The sequence below is a fragment of the Saccharothrix sp. NBAS 001 genome (genome assembly GCF_056640475.1).
The window spans coordinates 8,935,615-8,952,041 of the sequence record NZ_CM153251.1 but is presented as its reverse complement, the minus strand read 5'-3'; the positions used below and the strand labels follow the sequence as shown (position 1 = coordinate 8,952,041).

Here is a 16,427-nt window from a genome sequence, read left to right as displayed (position 1 = left end):
GCAGGTAGAGTGACTACCCGACGCCCGGCGCGGCGCGGCCCAGCAGGGGCTCGCAGCGGTGCCGAGAGCCGACTACGGCGGCACCGTGCCGCCAGGAGAGGGTGCGCGCATACCTCGCAGGCCCTCCCGCGCCACACGCCCGGCCGTCCCCACGGCCGCGCGGCGGTAGGCGCGGTCGAGTGGCCCGTACAGGCCGTGCGCGCTGGTACGAGAGAGGCGATCATCCTGACCGCGACAAACGAAGAGACCCATCTGGACGCGGTGGCCTTGGAGCACAGCGAGCTGGGAGTCCCCGACGTGGACACCTCCCACCCGCTGGTCGCCAACGCCCCGGTCCGGTCCGACTCCCCCACGTTCGCCGAGCTGGGCGTCCGCGCCGAGATCGTGCGCGCGCTGGCCGAGGCGGGCATCGAGCGCGCGTTCGCCATCCAGGAGCTGACGCTCCCGCTGGCGCTGGCCGGCGACGACGTGATCGGCCAGGCCCGCACCGGCACCGGCAAGACCCTGGGCTTCGGCATCCCACTGCTCCAGCGCGTCACCGTGCCGGGCGACGGCACGCCGCAGGCGCTGGTCGTGGTGCCGACCCGCGAGCTGTGCCTCCAGGTCACCCACGACCTCACCGACGCCGCCAAGCACCTGGGCGTGCGGGTGATGGCCATCTACGGCGGCCGCCCGTACGAGCCGCAGATCAACTCGCTGCGCAAGGGCGTGGACCTGGTCGTCGGCACCCCGGGCCGGCTGCTCGACCTGGCCGAGCAGCGCCACCTGGTGCTCGGCAAGGTGCGCGGGCTGGTGCTGGACGAGGCCGACGAGATGCTCGACCTGGGCTTCCTGCCCGACATCGAGCGCATCCTGCGGATGGTGCCCGACGAGCGGCAGACCATGCTGTTCTCGGCGACCATGCCGGGGCCGATCATCACGCTGGCGCGCACGTTCCTCAACCAGCCGACGCACGTGCGCGCCGAGGAGAACGACGCGGGCGCGATCCACGAGCGCACCGAGCAGTTCGTCTACCGGGCGCACGCGCTGGACAAGACCGAGCTGCTCGCGCGCGCGTTGCAGGCCCGCGATCGCGGCCTGTGCATGATCTTCACCCGCACCAAGCGCACCGCGCAGAAGGTCGCCGACGAGATGGTCGAGCGCGGGTTCGCCGCGGCGGCCGTGCACGGCGACCTGGGCCAGGGCGCACGCGAGCAGGCGCTGCGGGCGTTCCGCAGCGGCAAGATCGACGTGCTGGTGGCGACCGACGTGGCCGCGCGCGGCATCGACGTCGAGGGCGTCACGCACGTGATCAACTACCAGTGCCCGGAGGACGAGAAGACCTACGTGCACCGCATCGGCCGGACCGGTCGCGCGGGCCGCACGGGCGTCGCCGTCACGCTGGTCGACTGGGACGAGATGCCGCGCTGGAAGATGATCAGCGACGCGCTCAACCTGGGCAAGCCGGAGCCGGTGGAGACCTACTCGACCTCCGACCACCTGTTCGCCGAGCTGCACATCCCGGCGGGCTCGACCGGCCGGCTGCCGCTGGGCCTGCGCACCCGCGCGGGCCTGGACGCCGAGCCGGAGGAGAACCTCAAGGGCGAGCGCAAGCCCCGCAAGCGCGGTCGCAAGCGCGGCGCGCCCGGTGCGCCGGCCACCGCCGGCGAGACCACGCCCGCCTCGGACGGCACCGAGAACGGCGGCGGCCGGACCCGTCGTCGGCGGCGCAGCCGGGGCGGCGTCTCGGCGGACGGCACGCCCACCACCGAGGTGACCTCCGCGAACGGCCACGCCGCCGAGGGCGGTTCGGCCAACGGCGAGGCGGGTGCCGAGCCCGGCAGGCCGTCGCGTCGCCGCCGCCGTCGTGGCGGCTCGTCCGGCGAGACCGCGCCGGAGACCACCGCGGAGACCACCGCGGTCAACGGCACGCCCGTGGAGCACGCGTCCACCGAGCCCGCCGCCACCCAGGACGCGGTGGTCCGGGACGCGGTGACCCAGGACGCGGTGATCCAGGACTCCGCCCCGGAGGCAGTGGCCGAGCCGAAGGCGGACGCCCCGGCCTCCGACGCGCCCACCCGCAGCCGTCGGCGCAGCCGGGCCGGAGCGTCGACCGACGCCCCTGCCGAAGCCGCGCCGGAGGCACCCGCCGCCGAAGCACCCGCCGAGGCCCCGGCCGAGGCGGTCGCGCCCAAGCGGACCCGCACCCGCAAGAAGGCCGAACCCGCCGAGGTCGTCGCGGAGGCCGTCGCCGAGGCCGCCGAGCCGGTCGCCGAGGCCGCGCCGAAGCGCACCCGGACGCGGAAGAAGGCCGAGCCCGCCGAGGAGGCGGTGGCCGAAGCGCCGCCCGTCGCCGAGGCGGCCCCGAAGCGGACCCGCACCCGCAAGGTCGCCGCCGAGGTCACGCCCGAAGCCCCGGCCGAGGTCGCCGACCAGCCGGTGGAGGCCGCTCCCAAGCGGACCCGCACCCGCAAGACGGCCGAGGTCCCCGCCGACGCGCAGCCCGAGGAAGCGGCCAGCCGCCCCCGGACCAGGCGCAAGGCGGAGACCGCGGACGCGGAGGACGCCGAGCGCCCCCGCACCCGCAGGCGTCGCACGCGAACCGAGACGGAAGGTTCCGCGGACGCCCTGCCGTCGGCAGACTGACTCCTTACACGGATCTCCGGCCACGTGCGGCAGCATGTGGCCGGACAGATCACCGAACCATCGGGAGCCGGGCAGTGGGCCAGCCGGAACAGGCGGAGTCGAACGGGCAGGTCGTGGTGGACGCGAACGCCGAGCGCGCCGCCGACACCAACGCCGATCGACCCGCGAGCGCGGACGCCGGGCGTCCGGCGAGCACCGACGCGGAGCACCCGGTGGACGTCGACGGCGAGCCCGCCGCCACCGACCCGACGAACAGCGACGCCGGCACCGAGGACGTGCTGGCCGAACCCGCCCGCCGGACCGACGACGGCCCGGTGGGCCCGGTCCGGACCTGGCGGACCAGGGGCGACTACGTGGGCCTGGCCCTGGTCGTGGTCGCGGTGCTGGTGACGAGCGTGCTGGTGTGGGTGTTCAGCGACGCCCGCAACACCACCTCGCAGACCGGCCCGAGCCAGATCACGCCGCTCCAGCCGGTGACGGTGCTGCCGCCGTCGCTGGGCGAGCTGTGGCGCGCCCCGAGCGCCGCCACCCAGGTGCCGGTGCACCTGGACTCCGTGGTGGCGACCGGTGACGGCGGCGAGGTCGTCGGCCGGGACGCGGTGACCGGCGAGGTCCGCTGGCGCTACAGCCGGGACCTGCCGCTGTGCACGGTGAGCACCGCGTGGGGCAAGGTGTTCGCGCTCTACCGCAAGGACACCAACTGCTCCGAGCTGACCACGCTGGACGCCGCGTCCGGCAAGCGCGGCCCGCAGCGCAACGGCGACGCCGCGCTGGACACCCGGCTGCTCAACGAGGGCTCGCACGTGCTGGCCACCGGCGAGACCTACTTCGAGGTGTACCGGCGCGACGACCTGGTGCGATCGCTGGAGTACGGCACGCTGCGCGCCATCGTGAACCCGAACAAGCAGCCCCGGCCGGGCTGCCAGTACGGGTCGTTCGCGGTGACCGGCGGCAAGGTCGCGGTGATCGAGCGCTGCTACAGCCAGGACCCGTCGGACCGGATCACCGTGCTCAAGCCGAACCCGGAGAAGTCCGACGAGCCGCAGGTGATCAGCACCGCGGTGGTCGGCGTCAAGGGCGCGCGGGTGATCGCGGTGACCGCCAACCGGGTCGCGGTGGCCGTGCCGGGCAAGCTGATCGTGTTCGACGCGGAGACCGGCGGCCTGTTGCAGGAGTACCCGGTCGAGGTCACCGCCGGCGAACTCGCGGGCGACCCGCCGGGCCGGGTCGCGACCACGACGGTGAGCACCGCGAACATCTACTGGTACACCGGGTCGCGCACGATCGCGCTGTCCCCGGCGGACCTCGACCCGCTGTGGTCGGTGCCCTCGCAGGGTCCCGGCACGACGCTGGCGGGCCGCGCGCTGATCCCGGCGAAGAACGTGCTCAAGGTGGTCGACCAGGTCACCGGCCAGGAGATCGGCAGCGTCCCGGTCGACCGGGGCGACTACACCGGCCCGGTGCTGATGGGTACCGAGGGGCCGGTCGTGCTGGAGCAGCGCGGCGGCACGCTGGTCGCCCTGCGGTAGACGTGCGCTGATTCACCCACGCGCGTCAGCGCGTAGTGCGGCACACTTCGAGGCGTGCACTCGCAGCTCAGCCCGCACCGCGCGGAACGCGTCGACCTGCCCGGCCGGTTCGGCCCCATCGCCGCCCTGCGGGCGCCCGCGGCGGGCCCGGACATGGGCGCGACGGCGTTGCTGGTGCCCGGCTACACCGGGTCCAAAGAGGACTTCGCGCCGCTGGTCGACCCGATCGCGGACGCCGGGCTGGAGGTCGTGGCGATCGACCTGCCCGGCCAGTACGAGTCGGTGGGCCCGGTCGCCGAGGCCGACTACCGCCCCGCTCCGCTGGGCGCGGCGGTGGCCGAACTGGTCGGCAAGCTCACCGCCGACGGCCGCCGGGTGCTGCTGCTGGGCCACTCCTACGGCGGGCTGGTAGCGCGCGCCGCGGTCCTCGCGCAGGCCCCGGTCAGCGGGCTGACCCTGCTGTCGTCCGGCCCGTCGGAGCTGCCGCCGGGCGAACGCCGGGTCGCGCTGGACCAGGGCGAGCCGCTGCTGCGCGAGCGGGGCGTGCCCGCACTCCAGGAGTTCACCGAGGTCCGCGCCGCGCTGAACCCGCGCTGGGCGTTCCTCCCGCAGCAGCTCAAGGACTTCTACCGGGACCGGTTCCTCCGCTCGACGGCCGCCGGCCTGCTCGGCATGGGCGACGCGCTGCGCACCGAGCCCGACCTGGTGGCCAAGCTGGCCCGCTCGCTGCGCTCCTCCGGCACGCCGTGCCTGGTGGTGTGCGGCGAGCTGGACGACGCGTGGTCGGCGGCGAGCCAGCGGGACATGGCCGAACGCCTGGACGCCGACTTCGCCGTCCTCAAAGGCGTCCTGCACTCGCCGAACACCGAGGCTCCCGACGCGCTGCTGGCCACCCTGCTGCCGACCTGGCGGGCCTGGCTCAGCGCCTGAACGGCCGGCTCACGCCCACCAGAAGACCCATAACGTCGTCGCACCGGCCACGAGCACCACCAGGCCGCACAGAGCGGCGACCCAGCCCGTGCGGCGGTCGGCGACGACCTGCGCCACCACGGCCACCACGGCGGCCACCACGTGCCCCAGCACGACGCCGACGCCCGGGCCGGGCAGGTCGTCGTGCAGGCCCGCGTAGACCTGCACGCCGATCAGCGCCAGCGCCAGCAGCACCAGGCCCACGGCCACGCTGCCGCTCACCCCGCGCCACGTCCGCAGCACGCGCGGCTCGGGCGCGCGCGAGCCGGTCTCCACCTTGGTCACGGATCTCCCTACGGCGCGAGCAGAGCCCACGGGTCGAGTGTCGGCGCCGCCTGCTGCCCCTCCGGGCAGCTCCGGCGGAAGTCGCACCAGGTGCACTGGTTCCCGGTGCGGGGCGGGTACAGGATCTCCGGGTCGCCGCCGGCGGCGAGGGTGTCGGCGGCCAGGCCGATCTCGTCGGCCGACTCCTCGGCCCGCGACACGTGCCGGGCGAGGCTCTCCTCGGTGTGCTCCCACACCGCGACCGCCCCGGTGGGCAGGTGGTGCAGCTCCACCCGCCGGCACGGCTTGCGCAGGGTGCGCCGGGCGGCCAGGGCGTAGAGGGCGAGCGCCTGGGAGCCGCGCGCGTCGTCCACGGTCAGCGCGTGCCGCCCGGTCTTGTAGTCGACGATGACCAGCTCGCCGTCGCGCAGGTCGATCCGGTCGACCCGGCCCTCCGCGACGATCCGCGCGGTGGGCGTGGAGACCCAGCGCTCGATGCCCAGCGGCTCGACGGAGGTGTCCAGCTCGGCCACGTAGTCGCGCACCCAGCCCTCGGCGCGGCCCCGGTACACGGCGGCCTGCTCGGCGTCCCGGAAGCCCTCGTTCTTCCACTGGCGGTGCAGCTGGGCCACCGCCTGCTCCGGGGTGCGGCGCTCGGCCGGCAGGTCGAACAGCGCCTTCAGGGCGTTGTGCACGACCGCGCCGAGCGTGTTGTGCGCCCAGGCCCCGCCGCGCGGCGGGGCGGGCCGGTCGACGTAGGCCATGCGGAACCGCCGCGGGCAGTCCGCCCACGTGGCGAGCTTGGACGGGGTGACCCGCACGAGCTTCTTCGGCATCGCGCCGAAATCGAACCCCAGCTGTTCCTGCACCGGACCAAACTACCGAGGTGGACCGACAGTCCCGGCACTGCCCGCGCACGGCCCACGGGCCGTTCACGCGGTCGGCCTAACCGACCAGCACCTTGCACCCGGTCGCCCGGTCGGCGATCGCGTCCACCACGTCGGGCGATGTGGTCTCGGCGCCGAGCCGCACGGTTTTGTTGGTCCCGTGGTAGTCCGACGACCCCGTGGTGAGCAGTCCCAGCTCGCCCGCCAGCCCGCGCAGCCGGGCGCGGGTCGCCGGGTCGTGGTCGGGGTGGTCCACCTCGACGCCCGCCAGGCCCAGCTCCGCCAGGTCGGCCACCACCCCGTCGGACACGATCGGGCCGCGCGAGGAGGCGAACGGGTGCGCGAGCACGGTGACCCCGCCCGCGTCGGTGATCATCCCGATGGCCCGCGCGACCGGCGTGTCGGTGCGCGGCACGTAGTACCGCCCGCCGGTCAGGTAGCGGGCGAACGCCTCGTCCACGCTGCTCACCACACCGGCCCGGATCAGCGCCATGGCCAGGTGCGGCCGGCCGGCGGGCGCGTCGGCGGGCATGGCCGCCATCAGCTCGTCCGGGTCGATGGGGAAGCCGTCCTCGACCATCCGCACCGCCATCCGGCGCAGCCGGTGCCGTCGTTCGGAGCGCAGCCGCAGCTGCTCCTCGACCAGCGCCGGCGAGGTGGGGTCGTAGAGGTAGGCGAGCAGGTGGACGGTGATGACCCTGCCTCGACCGTCGTCCGACGCGCAGGACAGCTCCGCACCGCGGACCAGGCGCAGGCCCGGGGGCAGCGCCTGCGCCGCCTCCGCCCAGCCGGCGGCGGTGTCGTGGTCGGTCAGCGCGACGGCGGACAGACCGGCGGCCGCCGCGGCGGCCACCAGTTCCGCGGGCGTGTCGGTGCCGTCGGACTCGGTCGAGTGGGTGTGCAGGTCGATGCGCACCCACCCAGTCTGACCTACGGCACCATCTTCTTCCCGCGCGCCGCCCGCTGCGCCTTGATCATCGAGAACCTCTCGGCCTGCGCCTTCTTGTCGCCGAAGGTCAACTCCGAGATGGCGTCGTAGACCTCCTCGGGGTTGGGCAGGAACTCGATCCGGTTGAGGGCCTGGATCTGTCCCGCCGACTCCACGACCAGCGTGCCGTAGCCGAACATGCGGCCGACGACCGTCCGCTCGTAGGTGAGGTCGGTGACCTTGCTGATCGGCATCATGGCCACCTTCGTCTCGAACACCCCCGACGAGATCATGAACCTCTTGTCGGTGACGACGATCCGCTCCACCCACCACTCCATGACGAAGTAGGCCAGCCTGAGCAGCACGAACAGCGCCGCGTACCAGAGGATGTTCTGGACCACGCCGGCGTTGTCGGGCAGCAGGTAGGAGATCATCATCGCGCCGGCCAGCAGCGCCGCCGCCTCCAGGAGATCCCAGAGCAGACTCGTCCAGTGCCTGCGGACCCGGATGACCCGACGCTCCGTGGGGAGCAGGTACTCGTCGGGGTCTCGTGGTGCGAACATGCCTCAGACCTGACCCTTCGCCGTGGGAGAGGAGCCGGGCGACTCAGAACAATTGTTTCACGAAGGTGATGAGCGCCTCAGCGGCTCCCTTCAGCGTGTTCAGCACGTTCTGGACGAGCTGAGCCGCCTGCTGGGGTTCCGCGATCAGGAAGAACAGGACCAAGCCGACCCCGGCGAAAGTGAGAATCTTCTTCAGATTCACGGTGATCAACCCCGTTCGCTACCCGCACCCTTGTGGCGCCAGTGAAAACCGTTGTACCGCACAGCGCGGCACCGTGGGAGTTTTGTACCGCACCTGGGGTAGCGACCAGCACCGCCGTTCCGGGGTGACTACGTTGAGTCACCGTGACGGCCGAACGTGACCGCTTGATCCGCCGGGTCGGCGGTGTCGCCCCCGGCTCGACCGGCCGGCTACTACTCGTGCAGAGGTCGAATCCCCCAGGTGAGGGACGGTGGTCGGTACCGGGTGGAGGAGTCGTGCCCGGCGAGGGGGATGTCGAGGCCGTTCTCCGCGAAAATCGGGTGAAGACGGGACTCTCCGTGACCGTGGGCAAGTTGTTAGGGAACGTCACCCGACCGGCGGAAGACAGCGTCCGCGACACCCGCGACTACGCCTGCCAGGTGCGATCGGGCGTGCTCCGACCGGGGGACGACGCCGCAACGGGCCGGTTCCCAGTCCCTGCGATCTTGGACACACTTCCCCGCACCGAAGGGCCGCGCGAGCCCCGCCGGCGGCGGGTCCGGCTCCCCCGAACGTGATCAACTCCGCCCGATCGTGGCAGGTCCCGCCCCTGTGATCGGTCCCCCCGAGCCCGCCGGCCGGAGCGCCGGCGGCGCCACCCGGTCGGCGAGACGACTTCGGCCACCCCCGGCCCCCGTCGAGCGCTCGGATCACCCCTCCGGGGAACGAGCGCCGTCGCGCCACGGTCCGGAGCCGGCCCCGGCGGTCAGGGCAGCCAGACCAGCCGCTGGCCGTGCAGCGCGGTCTTGGCCAACGCCTTGGCCGACACCACCTCGCCGCCCTCGAACCGGACCAGGCCGAGCACGCCGAACGCGGTGCCGTCCGGCTTGAGGTCCTCGCGGCCGGGCAGCACGTGCTCCAGCGCCGCCGAGTACGCCTCGTGGCTCACCCACCACACCGGCCGCTCCAGCGCCCGCAACGCGCCCACGAAGTCCTCGCCCGGCAGGTACGCCAGCACGCTGCTGGTGACCACGACGAGCGGCAGGTCCGCGGGCACCCGCGCGGCGGCCGCCGCGAGGTCGGCCACGGCGTCGCCCGTCACGAACGCGGGCGGCGACTTGCGCTGCACGCCCGCCGCCACGCCGAACAGCCGGAGCCGCTCGGGCTGGTCGGCCCAGACGCACGCCTCCAGCCACGCGTAGGTGTCCTCGTCGGTCAGGTCGGCGGGCGCGCGGTCCAACCCGACCTTCGCCGCCACCTTGACCGCCTTGGGGATCCTGGGCAGCTCCGCGCCGGGCGCGAGTTCCAGCGCGCAGTGCAGCCCGAGCGCGGCCTTGGCCGGCCCGGCGACCAGCTGCCCGGCCTGCTCGGTCTGGTACCGGTAGCCGTACTGGTCCAGGCCCAGCAGCAGGCCGGCCGAACAGCCGACCTCCAGCAGCCCGACCGGGCCCTTCACCATCGCCACCGCCGGGTACAGCAGGGCGGCCCGGCGGACCTCGTTGGTCTGGGTCGACCGGGTGGAGATCAGCGCCCGCATCCGGTCGGCGCGCTCCAGCACGAACTCCCGGAACAACGGCCAGGTGTGCTCGTCCGCGCCATACGTGCCGCCCAGCGACGGGTAGTAGTTCGACAGCTTGTGGAACGGCTCGGCCTGCACCAGCCGGTGGGCCGCCGCCAGGAACAGCGTCGCGTGCGCGAACCGCTCCGGGGCGGCGGTCAGCAGACCGGCGACCTCCGGATCGTCGGCGGCGTGCACGGCCAGGTGCTCGTAGAGCGGTGAAACGCCCCGCGTCTCCTGTTCCGCGAACCGGGACAGTCGCCGCCGCACCAGATCCAGAGCAGTCACGTCACTCCTTCGTGCTTGTCGGGTCGGGCCGTCGGCCGGTGCGGACCGGCCGACCGCCATCCTCCCCCGGCCGCGCCGGTCGTCAGCCGATCAGCGGCTGGGGCCTGCCCGGCTGCTCGCCGCCGCGGCTGTCGCCGTACGAACGCTTGGGCACCATCACCTTGCGGCGGAACACGCAGACGACCGTGCCGTCCTGCTTGTACCCGCGGGTCTCGACGTGCACGACACCCCGGTCGTCCTTCGACTTCGACGGGGTCTTGTCGAGCACCTCGGTCTCACCGTAGATGGTGTCGCCGTGGAAGGTGGGCTTGATGTGCTTGAGGGACTCCACCTCCAGGTTGGCGATGGCCTTGCCCGACACGTCCGGCACGGACATGCCCAGCAGCAACGAGTAGATGTAGTTGCCCACCACGACGTTCTTGCCGAAGTCCGTGGTCTCCGCCGCGTAGTGCGCGTCCATGTGCAGCGGGTGGTGGTTCATCGTCAGCAGGCAGAACAGGTGGTCGTCGTACTCGGTGACCGTCTTCCCGGGCCAGTGCTTGTAGACCGCGCCGACCTCGAACTCCTCGTAGTAACGCCCGAACTGCACCGCACGCCTCCGTTGACTCGTGGTGAGGGTCTGTGATCGAGCACCCTCGCGACCGGGACGACAGTGTGAACGCGGGAGGAGTACCCTCGGCAACTGGTCTGTGAGCGACTCCACCGCCGCGGACGACCGACCCGAGGAGGTGAGGGCTACCGATGAGTAACGACCCCCATCCTGCGAGTACCTCGCGCGTCCTCCACGGAGGGTCGGCTTTCCACAGCTAGGCCCAGCGCTGTCCGGTCGGGGACGTGCCGTCGTCATCTGTGCTTTTTCGTCGACGCCCCCTGTCTGGAGGACCCGTGCCCAGCTTGCCCTCGCTCGGCGGCCTGAGAGGCCGCGTGCCCGACCGCGACCGCCCCTCGGTCCCGATCCCGGTGCCGCTGTCGGCGTACGTGGTCGACTGCGGCGTCTACGTCGACGGGCGGCGCCTGCCCGGCCGGTGGTCGCACACCGACGCCGTGGACGAGGTGCGCCGGCGCGGCGACGGGTTCGTGTGGATCGGCCTGCACGAGCCGGACGAGGAGCAGATCCAGGGCGTCGCGGAGACGTTCGGGCTGCACGAGCTGGCCGTCGAGGACGCGGTGCACGCGCACCAGCGGCCCAAGCTGGAGCGGTACGACAACACGCTGTTCATGGTGCTCAAGACCGTGCGGTACGTGCAGAACGCGTCCCCGGACACGGCCAACGAGATCGTGGAGAGCGGCGAGATCATGGTCTTCCTGGGCCGCGACTTCGTGGTCACGGTGCGGCACGGCAACCACTCGGGGCTCGCGGCGGTGCGGCGCGAGCTGGAGTCGGACGCGGAGAAGCTGCGGGTCGGCCCGGCCGCGGTGCTGTACTCGATCGCCGACCACGTCGTGGACAACTACCTCGAAGTGACCGACCACATCGAGGACGACATCGACCAGATGGAAGCCCTGGTGTTCGCGCCGCGCAGCCGGATCAGCGCCGACCAGATCTACCTGATGAAGCGCGAGGTGCTGGAGCTGCGGCGCGCGGTGATGCCGCTGGCCGTGCCGCTGCGCAGGCTGGCCGAGGGCTACACGCCGTTGATCCCGGAGCAGGTGCGGTCCTACTTCCGCGACGTCGACGACCACCTGACCGAGGTCTCCGAGCGGGTGATGAACTTCGACGAGCTGCTGACCACGCTGGTGGACGCGACGCTCGCGAAGATCACGCTCCAGCAGAACTCGGACATGCGCAAGATCTCGTCGTGGGTGGCGATCATCTCGGTGCCGACCATGGTCGTCGGCGTCTACGGGATGAACTTCGACTTCATGCCGGAGCTGCACTGGCGCTACGGCTACCCCATGGTGATCACCATAATCCTGGTCGCCTGCCTGACCCTGTACCGAATATTCCGTCGGAACCGCTGGCTGTAACCCCCAGTCCACCCCGACCCGACGGGACGTCCCGACCATGACCAGAGTGCTCACCAACCTGCGGTTCTGGATCCTCGCCTTCCTCATCGGCTGGCTGACCACCGTGACCCTGCTGATCGCCACCGGCAACTAGGGGAGATCACTCCCCCGCGCCCCACCTCCAGTGCGGAGGTGGGGACTGATGAACTCCGGACCTGGCCCGCATCGCCCGCTGCACCGGTCGGTGGTGGTGTTCGACATCGCCGGCTACGGCGAACGGGACAACCGCGCGCAGGTGCGTGCGCGGGCGGCGCTGCACACCGCGGTGCGCCGGGCTTTCCGCGCCGCGGGCGTGCCGAGGTGGCGGCTCGCCGTGGCGGACCGCGGCGACGGCCTGATCGTGCTGGTGCCGCCGTCGGTGTCCAAAGTGGACCTGCTCGACCCGCTGGTGCCGTTGCTGGGCCGGGGTCTGGCCACCGCGCCGGAACGCATCCGGCTGCGGATGGCGGTCCACGCGGGCGACCTCGTGCGCGACCCGTACGGCTGGGTGGGCGCCGACCTCAACACCGCCTGCCGCCTGGTGGACGGCGCACCGCTCTACCAAGCGCAGCAACAGTTCCCGGAGGCGGACCTGGTCGTGGTGGTGTCGGACACCGTGCACCGCGCGGTGGTGCGCCACGGCTACCGGGGCATCCGCCCCACCGACTACCGCCCGGTCCGCGTGGTGAGCAAGGAGGTCGACGAGCCCGCGTGGCTGCACGTCCCGCCCGCCGCCCCGCGCCCGGCCCGCGCCTCCTGACGCCGGGTGCCCGGCGCGCTCACGTCCAGGGTCGGGTGTGCCAGGCGAACGGGGTGCCGTGGCCCGCGCCCGTGCCCAGGCGCAGCGAGATCCCGCTCGGCCACAGCTTGAGCAGCAGCTGGAAGTCGTAGCGGGTGCGCTCGTGGGTCCGGCGCGGTTCGAACACCAGCAGGGCCAGCGGGGCCATCGGGGTCGCGCGGGCCGCCGCGTCGGCGAGGATGGCCCGCCCCATGGCGCGGTCGGCCGGTGACGCGTACTGCCACACCACCGAGTGCCACACGACGGTGAGCACGTCCCGCTCCGGCCGGGCCAACTGCTCCGCCAGCCACTCCGGCCCGGTCGCCCGGTGCACCGGCACCGGGTCGACCCGGGCGAGTTCCACCGCGTCCTGGAGCTGGTCCCACCGCCGCCGCTGGTCCGCCCACACGAACGACGACAGGTGCAGCCGGCCGTCTTCGGTGGACACGTCGACCGGGTTCAGGTCGCAGCCCGCGCGGCGGACCAGGCGCAGGTTGTGCGACAAGTCCACCTCGGGACGCCCGGTCCACCGGGTGTCGAGCACGAACGGGCTGCCGACGTCGCCGAACACCTCCTCACCCACCCGGTAGGCGATCCGGTGCGGGCGCAGGTTCAGGCCGCCGGACGCGCCCACCTCCAGCAGCCGCACCGGGAACGTGGTGCGCCGGCCGACCACGTCCGCGATCAGGTGCGTGGCGGTCTGGAGGCCGCCGAACAGCGGGGCGTTGCGGCCCGGTTCGTTGGTCTGCACGACGGTCGCGCCGACCATCGCGCGCAGGTCGTCCAAGTGCTCGTGCAGCACCGGCACGGCGTCGTCCCACAGGGTGTCCAGGCGCGGTTCGCCGCCCGTGGTCGGGTAGTGCCTGGCCAGCGCGGGCGCGCGGCCCTCCAGCACCACCCGGTGCAGGGCGCTCGCGAACCTCAGCCCCGGAACGGTGCCCTGGCGCGCGCACTCGGCGCCCGCCATCACCCGGGCGGTGACCCCGCCGCGCGCCAAGTCCTCCGCCGCCGACACCAGGAGGGTGTGCGTGAGCGGACTGTGGTCCCGACAGCGGCCGGCCGCGTCGAGGAACATCTCGGCGAGCACATCTCTCGACGCTAGTCCGATTCCCGCCGTGCGGCAGCGGGCGGATCGCGCATTTCACCCTTTCACCTGCGAGGTGTCGCCCGTCGTCACCGGCCTTACGCTCGGTGGATGCCGAAGGTGCTCGCGGTGTCGGACGAGGTGGTCGAGCAGCTGTGGACCGACCAGGTGCGGCGGCACGACGTCGACCTGGTCGTCGCCGCGGGCGACCTGCCGTTCGACTACCTGGAGTTCCTGACCTCGGCGCTGGACCGCCCGTGCGTGTTCGTGCCGGGCAACCACGACGCCGACCTGGGCGGCTACACGAACGTGCGCGGCCTGTGGACGAAGGCCGGCATCCCGTCCCGCTGGCCGGGCCCGGCGGGCGGGGTCAACGCGGACGGGCGGGTGGTGGACGTGGCGGGGCTGCGGATCGCCGGGCTGGGCGGCTCGATCCGCTACAACGGCGGCCCCAACCAGTGGACCGAGCGGCAGCAGGCGCGGCGGATGCGCCGGATGACCCGGCTCGCGGCGTGGCGCGAACTGCGCGACGGGCGGTCGGTCGACGTCCTGCTCACCCACTCGCCGCCGCTGGACTGCGGCGACGAGCCCGACCCGCCGCACCGGGGCTTCGCGTGCCTGCACGACGCCGTGCGCCGCCTGCACCCGCCGCTGATGCTGCACGGCCACATCCACCCGCACGGCGCACCCAGGCCCGACCGGCTGCTGGCCGGCACGAGGGTGGTCAACGTGGTGGGCTACCAGGTGCTGGACGTGCCCGTGCGCGGTCCGGCCGGAGAGGACGGTGGCTGATGCGCCGCGACACCGGGTTCCCCGCGGCCGACGCGGAGAACGACTTCCTGCGCGCCCGGCGCGGCCAGGTGATGTCGCGCCTGGCCGCGTGGCTGCGGCGCGAGCCCGACGACGTCAACATCATGCTGCCGTTCCACGAGGTCGTGGAGGCGCTGGGGATGCTCGGCGAGCGCCGGCTCGGCCTGCGGACCATCCGGCTGGACTCGATCGTGGGCAGCGTCGACCGCACCCGCGACTTCGACCGGCGGTTCCGGCCGACGTCCGCGCGCGTGCGGGAGCGCTGGCAGCGGCTGGCGCTGGCCGCGCGCCGGGGCGAGGCGGTGCCGCCGATCGAGGTGTACCGGGTGGGCGACCTGCACTTCGTCCAGGACGGCCACCACCGGGTGTCGGTCGCGCACGCGCTCGGCCTGACCGTGATCGACGCGTACGTGACCGAGGTCGTGACCCGGATCGCGGCCCACGGCATCCGCCACCGGGGCGACCTGATCGTCAAGGACTACCGCCGGCTGTTCCTGGAACGCGTGCCGCTGCCCGGCGAGGCCCGCGCCGCCGTCCTGCTGTCCGACCCGTGGGACTACGCCGAGCTGGGCGAGCACGTCGAGGCGTGGGGCTTCCGCCTGATGCAGGACGAGGGCGCGTTCCTGGACCGCCCGACCGTCGCCGCCCGCTGGTACGAGGAGGAGTACGTCCCGGTGGTCGGGATGCTCCGGCAAGCCGACCTGGTCGGCGACCGCACGGAGACCGAGGCGTACATGTGGGTGGCCGCGGAGCGCTACCGCCTGATCCGCACCCACCGCTGGGACCAGGACGTGATCGACACCATCCGTTCGACCCGCCCGCACCCCTGACACCCCGAACGGGTCACCCGGCCGCACACCGCACAGCGCACGCCATCCACCGCACGCCGCCCACCGCGGTGCAACCATCCGACGCCTCGCGGGCGTCGGGGAGCCGGGGCCTACCTCGGACCCTCCAGCCTGGGCAGCGGACGGGCCTGGTCCATCACCCGGTCGGCGTAGCTGTCCAGCAGGCGGGTCGCCACCTGCTGCGAGTAGCCCAGGATCACGGCCCACAGCAGCAGCGCCGCCTGGGACGCCACGCCGATCAGCCCGGTGGTCACGCCCGCGCCCAGCGCCAGGATCCCGATCACCGCCAGCGCCGAGCCGAGCAGGATCTTGATCGTCGCCTGGTAGCCGATCATCACGTACGGCGACAAGCTCGGCCGCCGGCGCAGCAGCAGCACCACCGCCGACAGGATCGCCCCGAACGCGCCCAGCACCTGGATCAGCCACACGTCGACGCCGGCCGCCGCCCTGCCCGCCGGGCACACCGTCGGCAACCGCTCGGACCCCACGCACATCGGGATCATCCCGGGGCTCACCAACCCGATCGCGCCCAGCAGCGTGTTCACCCCGAACAGCACCACCGACGCGGCGATCAGCTTGTTCCGCAGCGCACGCGACCCCACGTGCGCGAAATCGGACTTGTCGAACGACGCCCGCAACGCGTCGACCACCAATTCCCGCTCGACCACCAACGGGAACTCACCGGGCCGCAACTCCTCCAGCGCGAGCCGCCGGGGGTCGTCCTCGTCGAGGTTCTCCGCGACCCGCGCGCGCAATCCCGGTAACCGCCCCAGGAAACCGCTGCCGGCCGCGACGGCCGCGATCTCCGCCTCGTGCAGCGACCGCCACGCCCGCTCGATGTGCCACCCCGACCACCACGAGGCCACCGTCCGCCACCGCGACTCGTGGCGGGTGATCATGTCCTCCACGACGGCCGCCTCCTGCTCGGCGACCAGCCGCCACCGCCCGCTCTCCGGGTCGAGCGGGTCCGGCGGGCCCAGCGTCGCCAGGTCCGCCCGGACGCGGTCCAACCGCGACTGGACTACCAGCCGCCAATCGGTGACCCTCGGTTTGCGCGTGGGCATGACTCGATGGTGACACCGGGGTACGACATTTCCAGAATCACCTGTCCGAGTGATCGAGGGCCATT

The 16,427-nt window shown here is 73.0% G+C and carries 16 protein-coding genes and 1 pseudogene; 8 read left to right on the top strand and 9 right to left on the bottom strand.

All coding sequences use genetic code 11. The features are described from left to right. Positions 1 to 261: 261 nt before the first annotated feature. The 3 genes from AC0HI0_RS40110 (at position 262) to AC0HI0_RS40100 (ending at position 5,084) form a co-directional block, all read left to right on the top strand. Positions 262 to 2,625 (top strand): DEAD/DEAH box helicase, encoded by a 2,364-nt coding sequence (locus AC0HI0_RS40110; RefSeq protein ID WP_480934497.1) that lies wholly within the window; start codon positions 262 to 264, stop codon positions 2,623 to 2,625. A 74-nt stretch (positions 2,626 to 2,699) separates the two neighbouring features. Beyond that, a complete protein-coding gene (locus AC0HI0_RS40105; protein WP_480928682.1) occupies positions 2,700 to 4,154 on the top strand; it encodes an Rv3212 family protein in 1,455 nt (484 codons plus the stop codon). Positions 4,155 to 4,208: 54 nt separating this feature from the next. Next, positions 4,209 to 5,084, top strand: coding sequence for an alpha/beta fold hydrolase (locus tag AC0HI0_RS40100; RefSeq protein WP_480928681.1), 876 nt, complete (start codon positions 4,209 to 4,211; stop codon positions 5,082 to 5,084). A gap of 9 nt (positions 5,085 to 5,093) precedes the next feature. Here the strand turns inward: AC0HI0_RS40100 and AC0HI0_RS40095 are convergent, their stop codons facing one another. From AC0HI0_RS40095 to AC0HI0_RS40075, 5 genes are all read right to left on the bottom strand, one after another. Continuing rightward, positions 5,094 to 5,408, bottom strand: coding sequence for a hypothetical protein (locus tag AC0HI0_RS40095; RefSeq protein WP_480928680.1), 315 nt, complete (start codon positions 5,406 to 5,408; stop codon positions 5,094 to 5,096). Between the two features lie 8 nt (positions 5,409 to 5,416). After that, positions 5,417 to 6,256, bottom strand: coding sequence for a RecB family exonuclease (locus AC0HI0_RS40090; protein ID WP_480928679.1), 840 nt, complete (start codon positions 6,254 to 6,256; stop codon positions 5,417 to 5,419). A 76-nt stretch (positions 6,257 to 6,332) separates the two neighbouring features. Then, positions 6,333 to 7,190, bottom strand: coding sequence for a PHP domain-containing protein (locus tag AC0HI0_RS40085; RefSeq protein ID WP_480928678.1), 858 nt, complete (start codon positions 7,188 to 7,190; stop codon positions 6,333 to 6,335). A 14-nt stretch (positions 7,191 to 7,204) separates the two neighbouring features. After that, positions 7,205 to 7,765, bottom strand: coding sequence for a PH domain-containing protein (locus AC0HI0_RS40080; RefSeq protein WP_480928677.1), 561 nt, complete (start codon positions 7,763 to 7,765; stop codon positions 7,205 to 7,207). Positions 7,766 to 7,808: 43 nt separating this feature from the next. Further along, positions 7,809 to 7,967, bottom strand: coding sequence for a hypothetical protein (locus AC0HI0_RS40075; RefSeq protein ID WP_015098354.1), 159 nt, complete (start codon positions 7,965 to 7,967; stop codon positions 7,809 to 7,811). Positions 7,968 to 8,110: 143 nt separating this feature from the next. Between AC0HI0_RS40075 and AC0HI0_RS40070 the strand changes: the two genes are divergently transcribed. After that, positions 8,111 to 8,524: an NUDIX domain-containing protein gene (locus tag AC0HI0_RS40070; RefSeq protein WP_480928676.1), complete on the top strand. Its 414-nt coding sequence runs from the start codon at positions 8,111 to 8,113 to the stop codon at positions 8,522 to 8,524. 188 nt (positions 8,525 to 8,712) lie between these two features. On the opposite strand, the gene AC0HI0_RS40065 is transcribed toward AC0HI0_RS40070, so the two are convergent. Together AC0HI0_RS40065 and AC0HI0_RS40060 are read right to left on the bottom strand one after the other, a co-directional pair. Next, a complete protein-coding gene (locus AC0HI0_RS40065; RefSeq protein ID WP_480928675.1) occupies positions 8,713 to 9,792 on the bottom strand; it encodes a DUF2332 domain-containing protein in 1,080 nt (359 codons plus the stop codon). Positions 9,793 to 9,874: 82 nt separating this feature from the next. Further along, positions 9,875 to 10,387: pseudogene (locus tag AC0HI0_RS40060) on the bottom strand (MaoC family dehydratase); the annotation flags it as partial. 290 nt (positions 10,388 to 10,677) lie between these two features. Here AC0HI0_RS40060 and corA point away from each other — a divergent pair. Both corA and AC0HI0_RS40050 read left to right on the top strand, forming a co-directional pair. Further along, positions 10,678 to 11,760 carry a magnesium/cobalt transporter CorA gene (corA, locus tag AC0HI0_RS40055; RefSeq protein WP_480928674.1) on the top strand — a complete coding sequence of 361 codons (1,083 nt, stop codon included), beginning with the start codon at positions 10,678 to 10,680 and terminating at the stop codon, positions 11,758 to 11,760. 181 nt (positions 11,761 to 11,941) lie between these two features. After that, complete coding sequence (locus AC0HI0_RS40050) at positions 11,942 to 12,538, top strand: hypothetical protein (RefSeq protein WP_480928673.1); 597 nt, start codon at positions 11,942 to 11,944, stop codon at positions 12,536 to 12,538. Positions 12,539 to 12,557: 19 nt separating this feature from the next. Here AC0HI0_RS40050 and AC0HI0_RS40045 read toward each other — a convergent pair whose 3' ends face one another. Beyond that, positions 12,558 to 13,643, bottom strand: a complete 1,086-nt coding sequence (locus AC0HI0_RS40045) for a DUF2332 domain-containing protein (protein WP_480928672.1) — start codon at positions 13,641 to 13,643, stop codon at positions 12,558 to 12,560. A gap of 108 nt (positions 13,644 to 13,751) precedes the next feature. On the opposite strand from AC0HI0_RS40045, the gene AC0HI0_RS40040 reads away from it, so the two are divergent. Next, entirely contained in the window at positions 13,752 to 14,432 is a 681-nt protein-coding gene (locus AC0HI0_RS40040; protein ID WP_480928671.1) for a metallophosphoesterase family protein, read from the top strand. Then, positions 14,432 to 15,280, top strand: coding sequence for a chromosome partitioning protein ParB (locus AC0HI0_RS40035; RefSeq protein ID WP_480928670.1), 849 nt, complete (start codon positions 14,432 to 14,434; stop codon positions 15,278 to 15,280). The genes AC0HI0_RS40040 and AC0HI0_RS40035 overlap by 1 nt, the downstream gene beginning before the upstream one ends. A 110-nt stretch (positions 15,281 to 15,390) precedes the next feature. Here the strand turns inward: AC0HI0_RS40035 and AC0HI0_RS40030 are convergent, their stop codons facing one another. Beyond that, complete coding sequence (locus AC0HI0_RS40030) at positions 15,391 to 16,362, bottom strand: hypothetical protein (protein WP_480928669.1); 972 nt, start codon at positions 16,360 to 16,362, stop codon at positions 15,391 to 15,393. Positions 16,363 to 16,427: the final 65 nt, after the last annotated feature.

Bases quoted from the DNA above. Each gene is read 5' to 3' on its own strand.
- AC0HI0_RS40080 (WP_480928677.1), bottom strand. From the start codon at position 7,765: ATGTTCGCACCACGAGACCCCGACGAGTACCTGCTCCCCACGGAGCGT.
- AC0HI0_RS40050 (WP_480928673.1), top strand. From the start codon at position 11,942: ATGAACTCCGGACCTGGCCCGCATCGCCCGCTGCACCGGTCGGTGGTG.
- AC0HI0_RS40040 (WP_480928671.1), top strand. From the start codon at position 13,752: ATGCCGAAGGTGCTCGCGGTGTCGGACGAGGTGGTCGAGCAGCTGTGG.
- AC0HI0_RS40035 (WP_480928670.1), top strand. From the start codon at position 14,432: ATGCGCCGCGACACCGGGTTCCCCGCGGCCGACGCGGAGAACGACTTC.
- AC0HI0_RS40030 (WP_480928669.1), bottom strand. From the start codon at position 16,362: ATGCCCACGCGCAAACCGAGGGTCACCGATTGGCGGCTGGTAGTCCAG.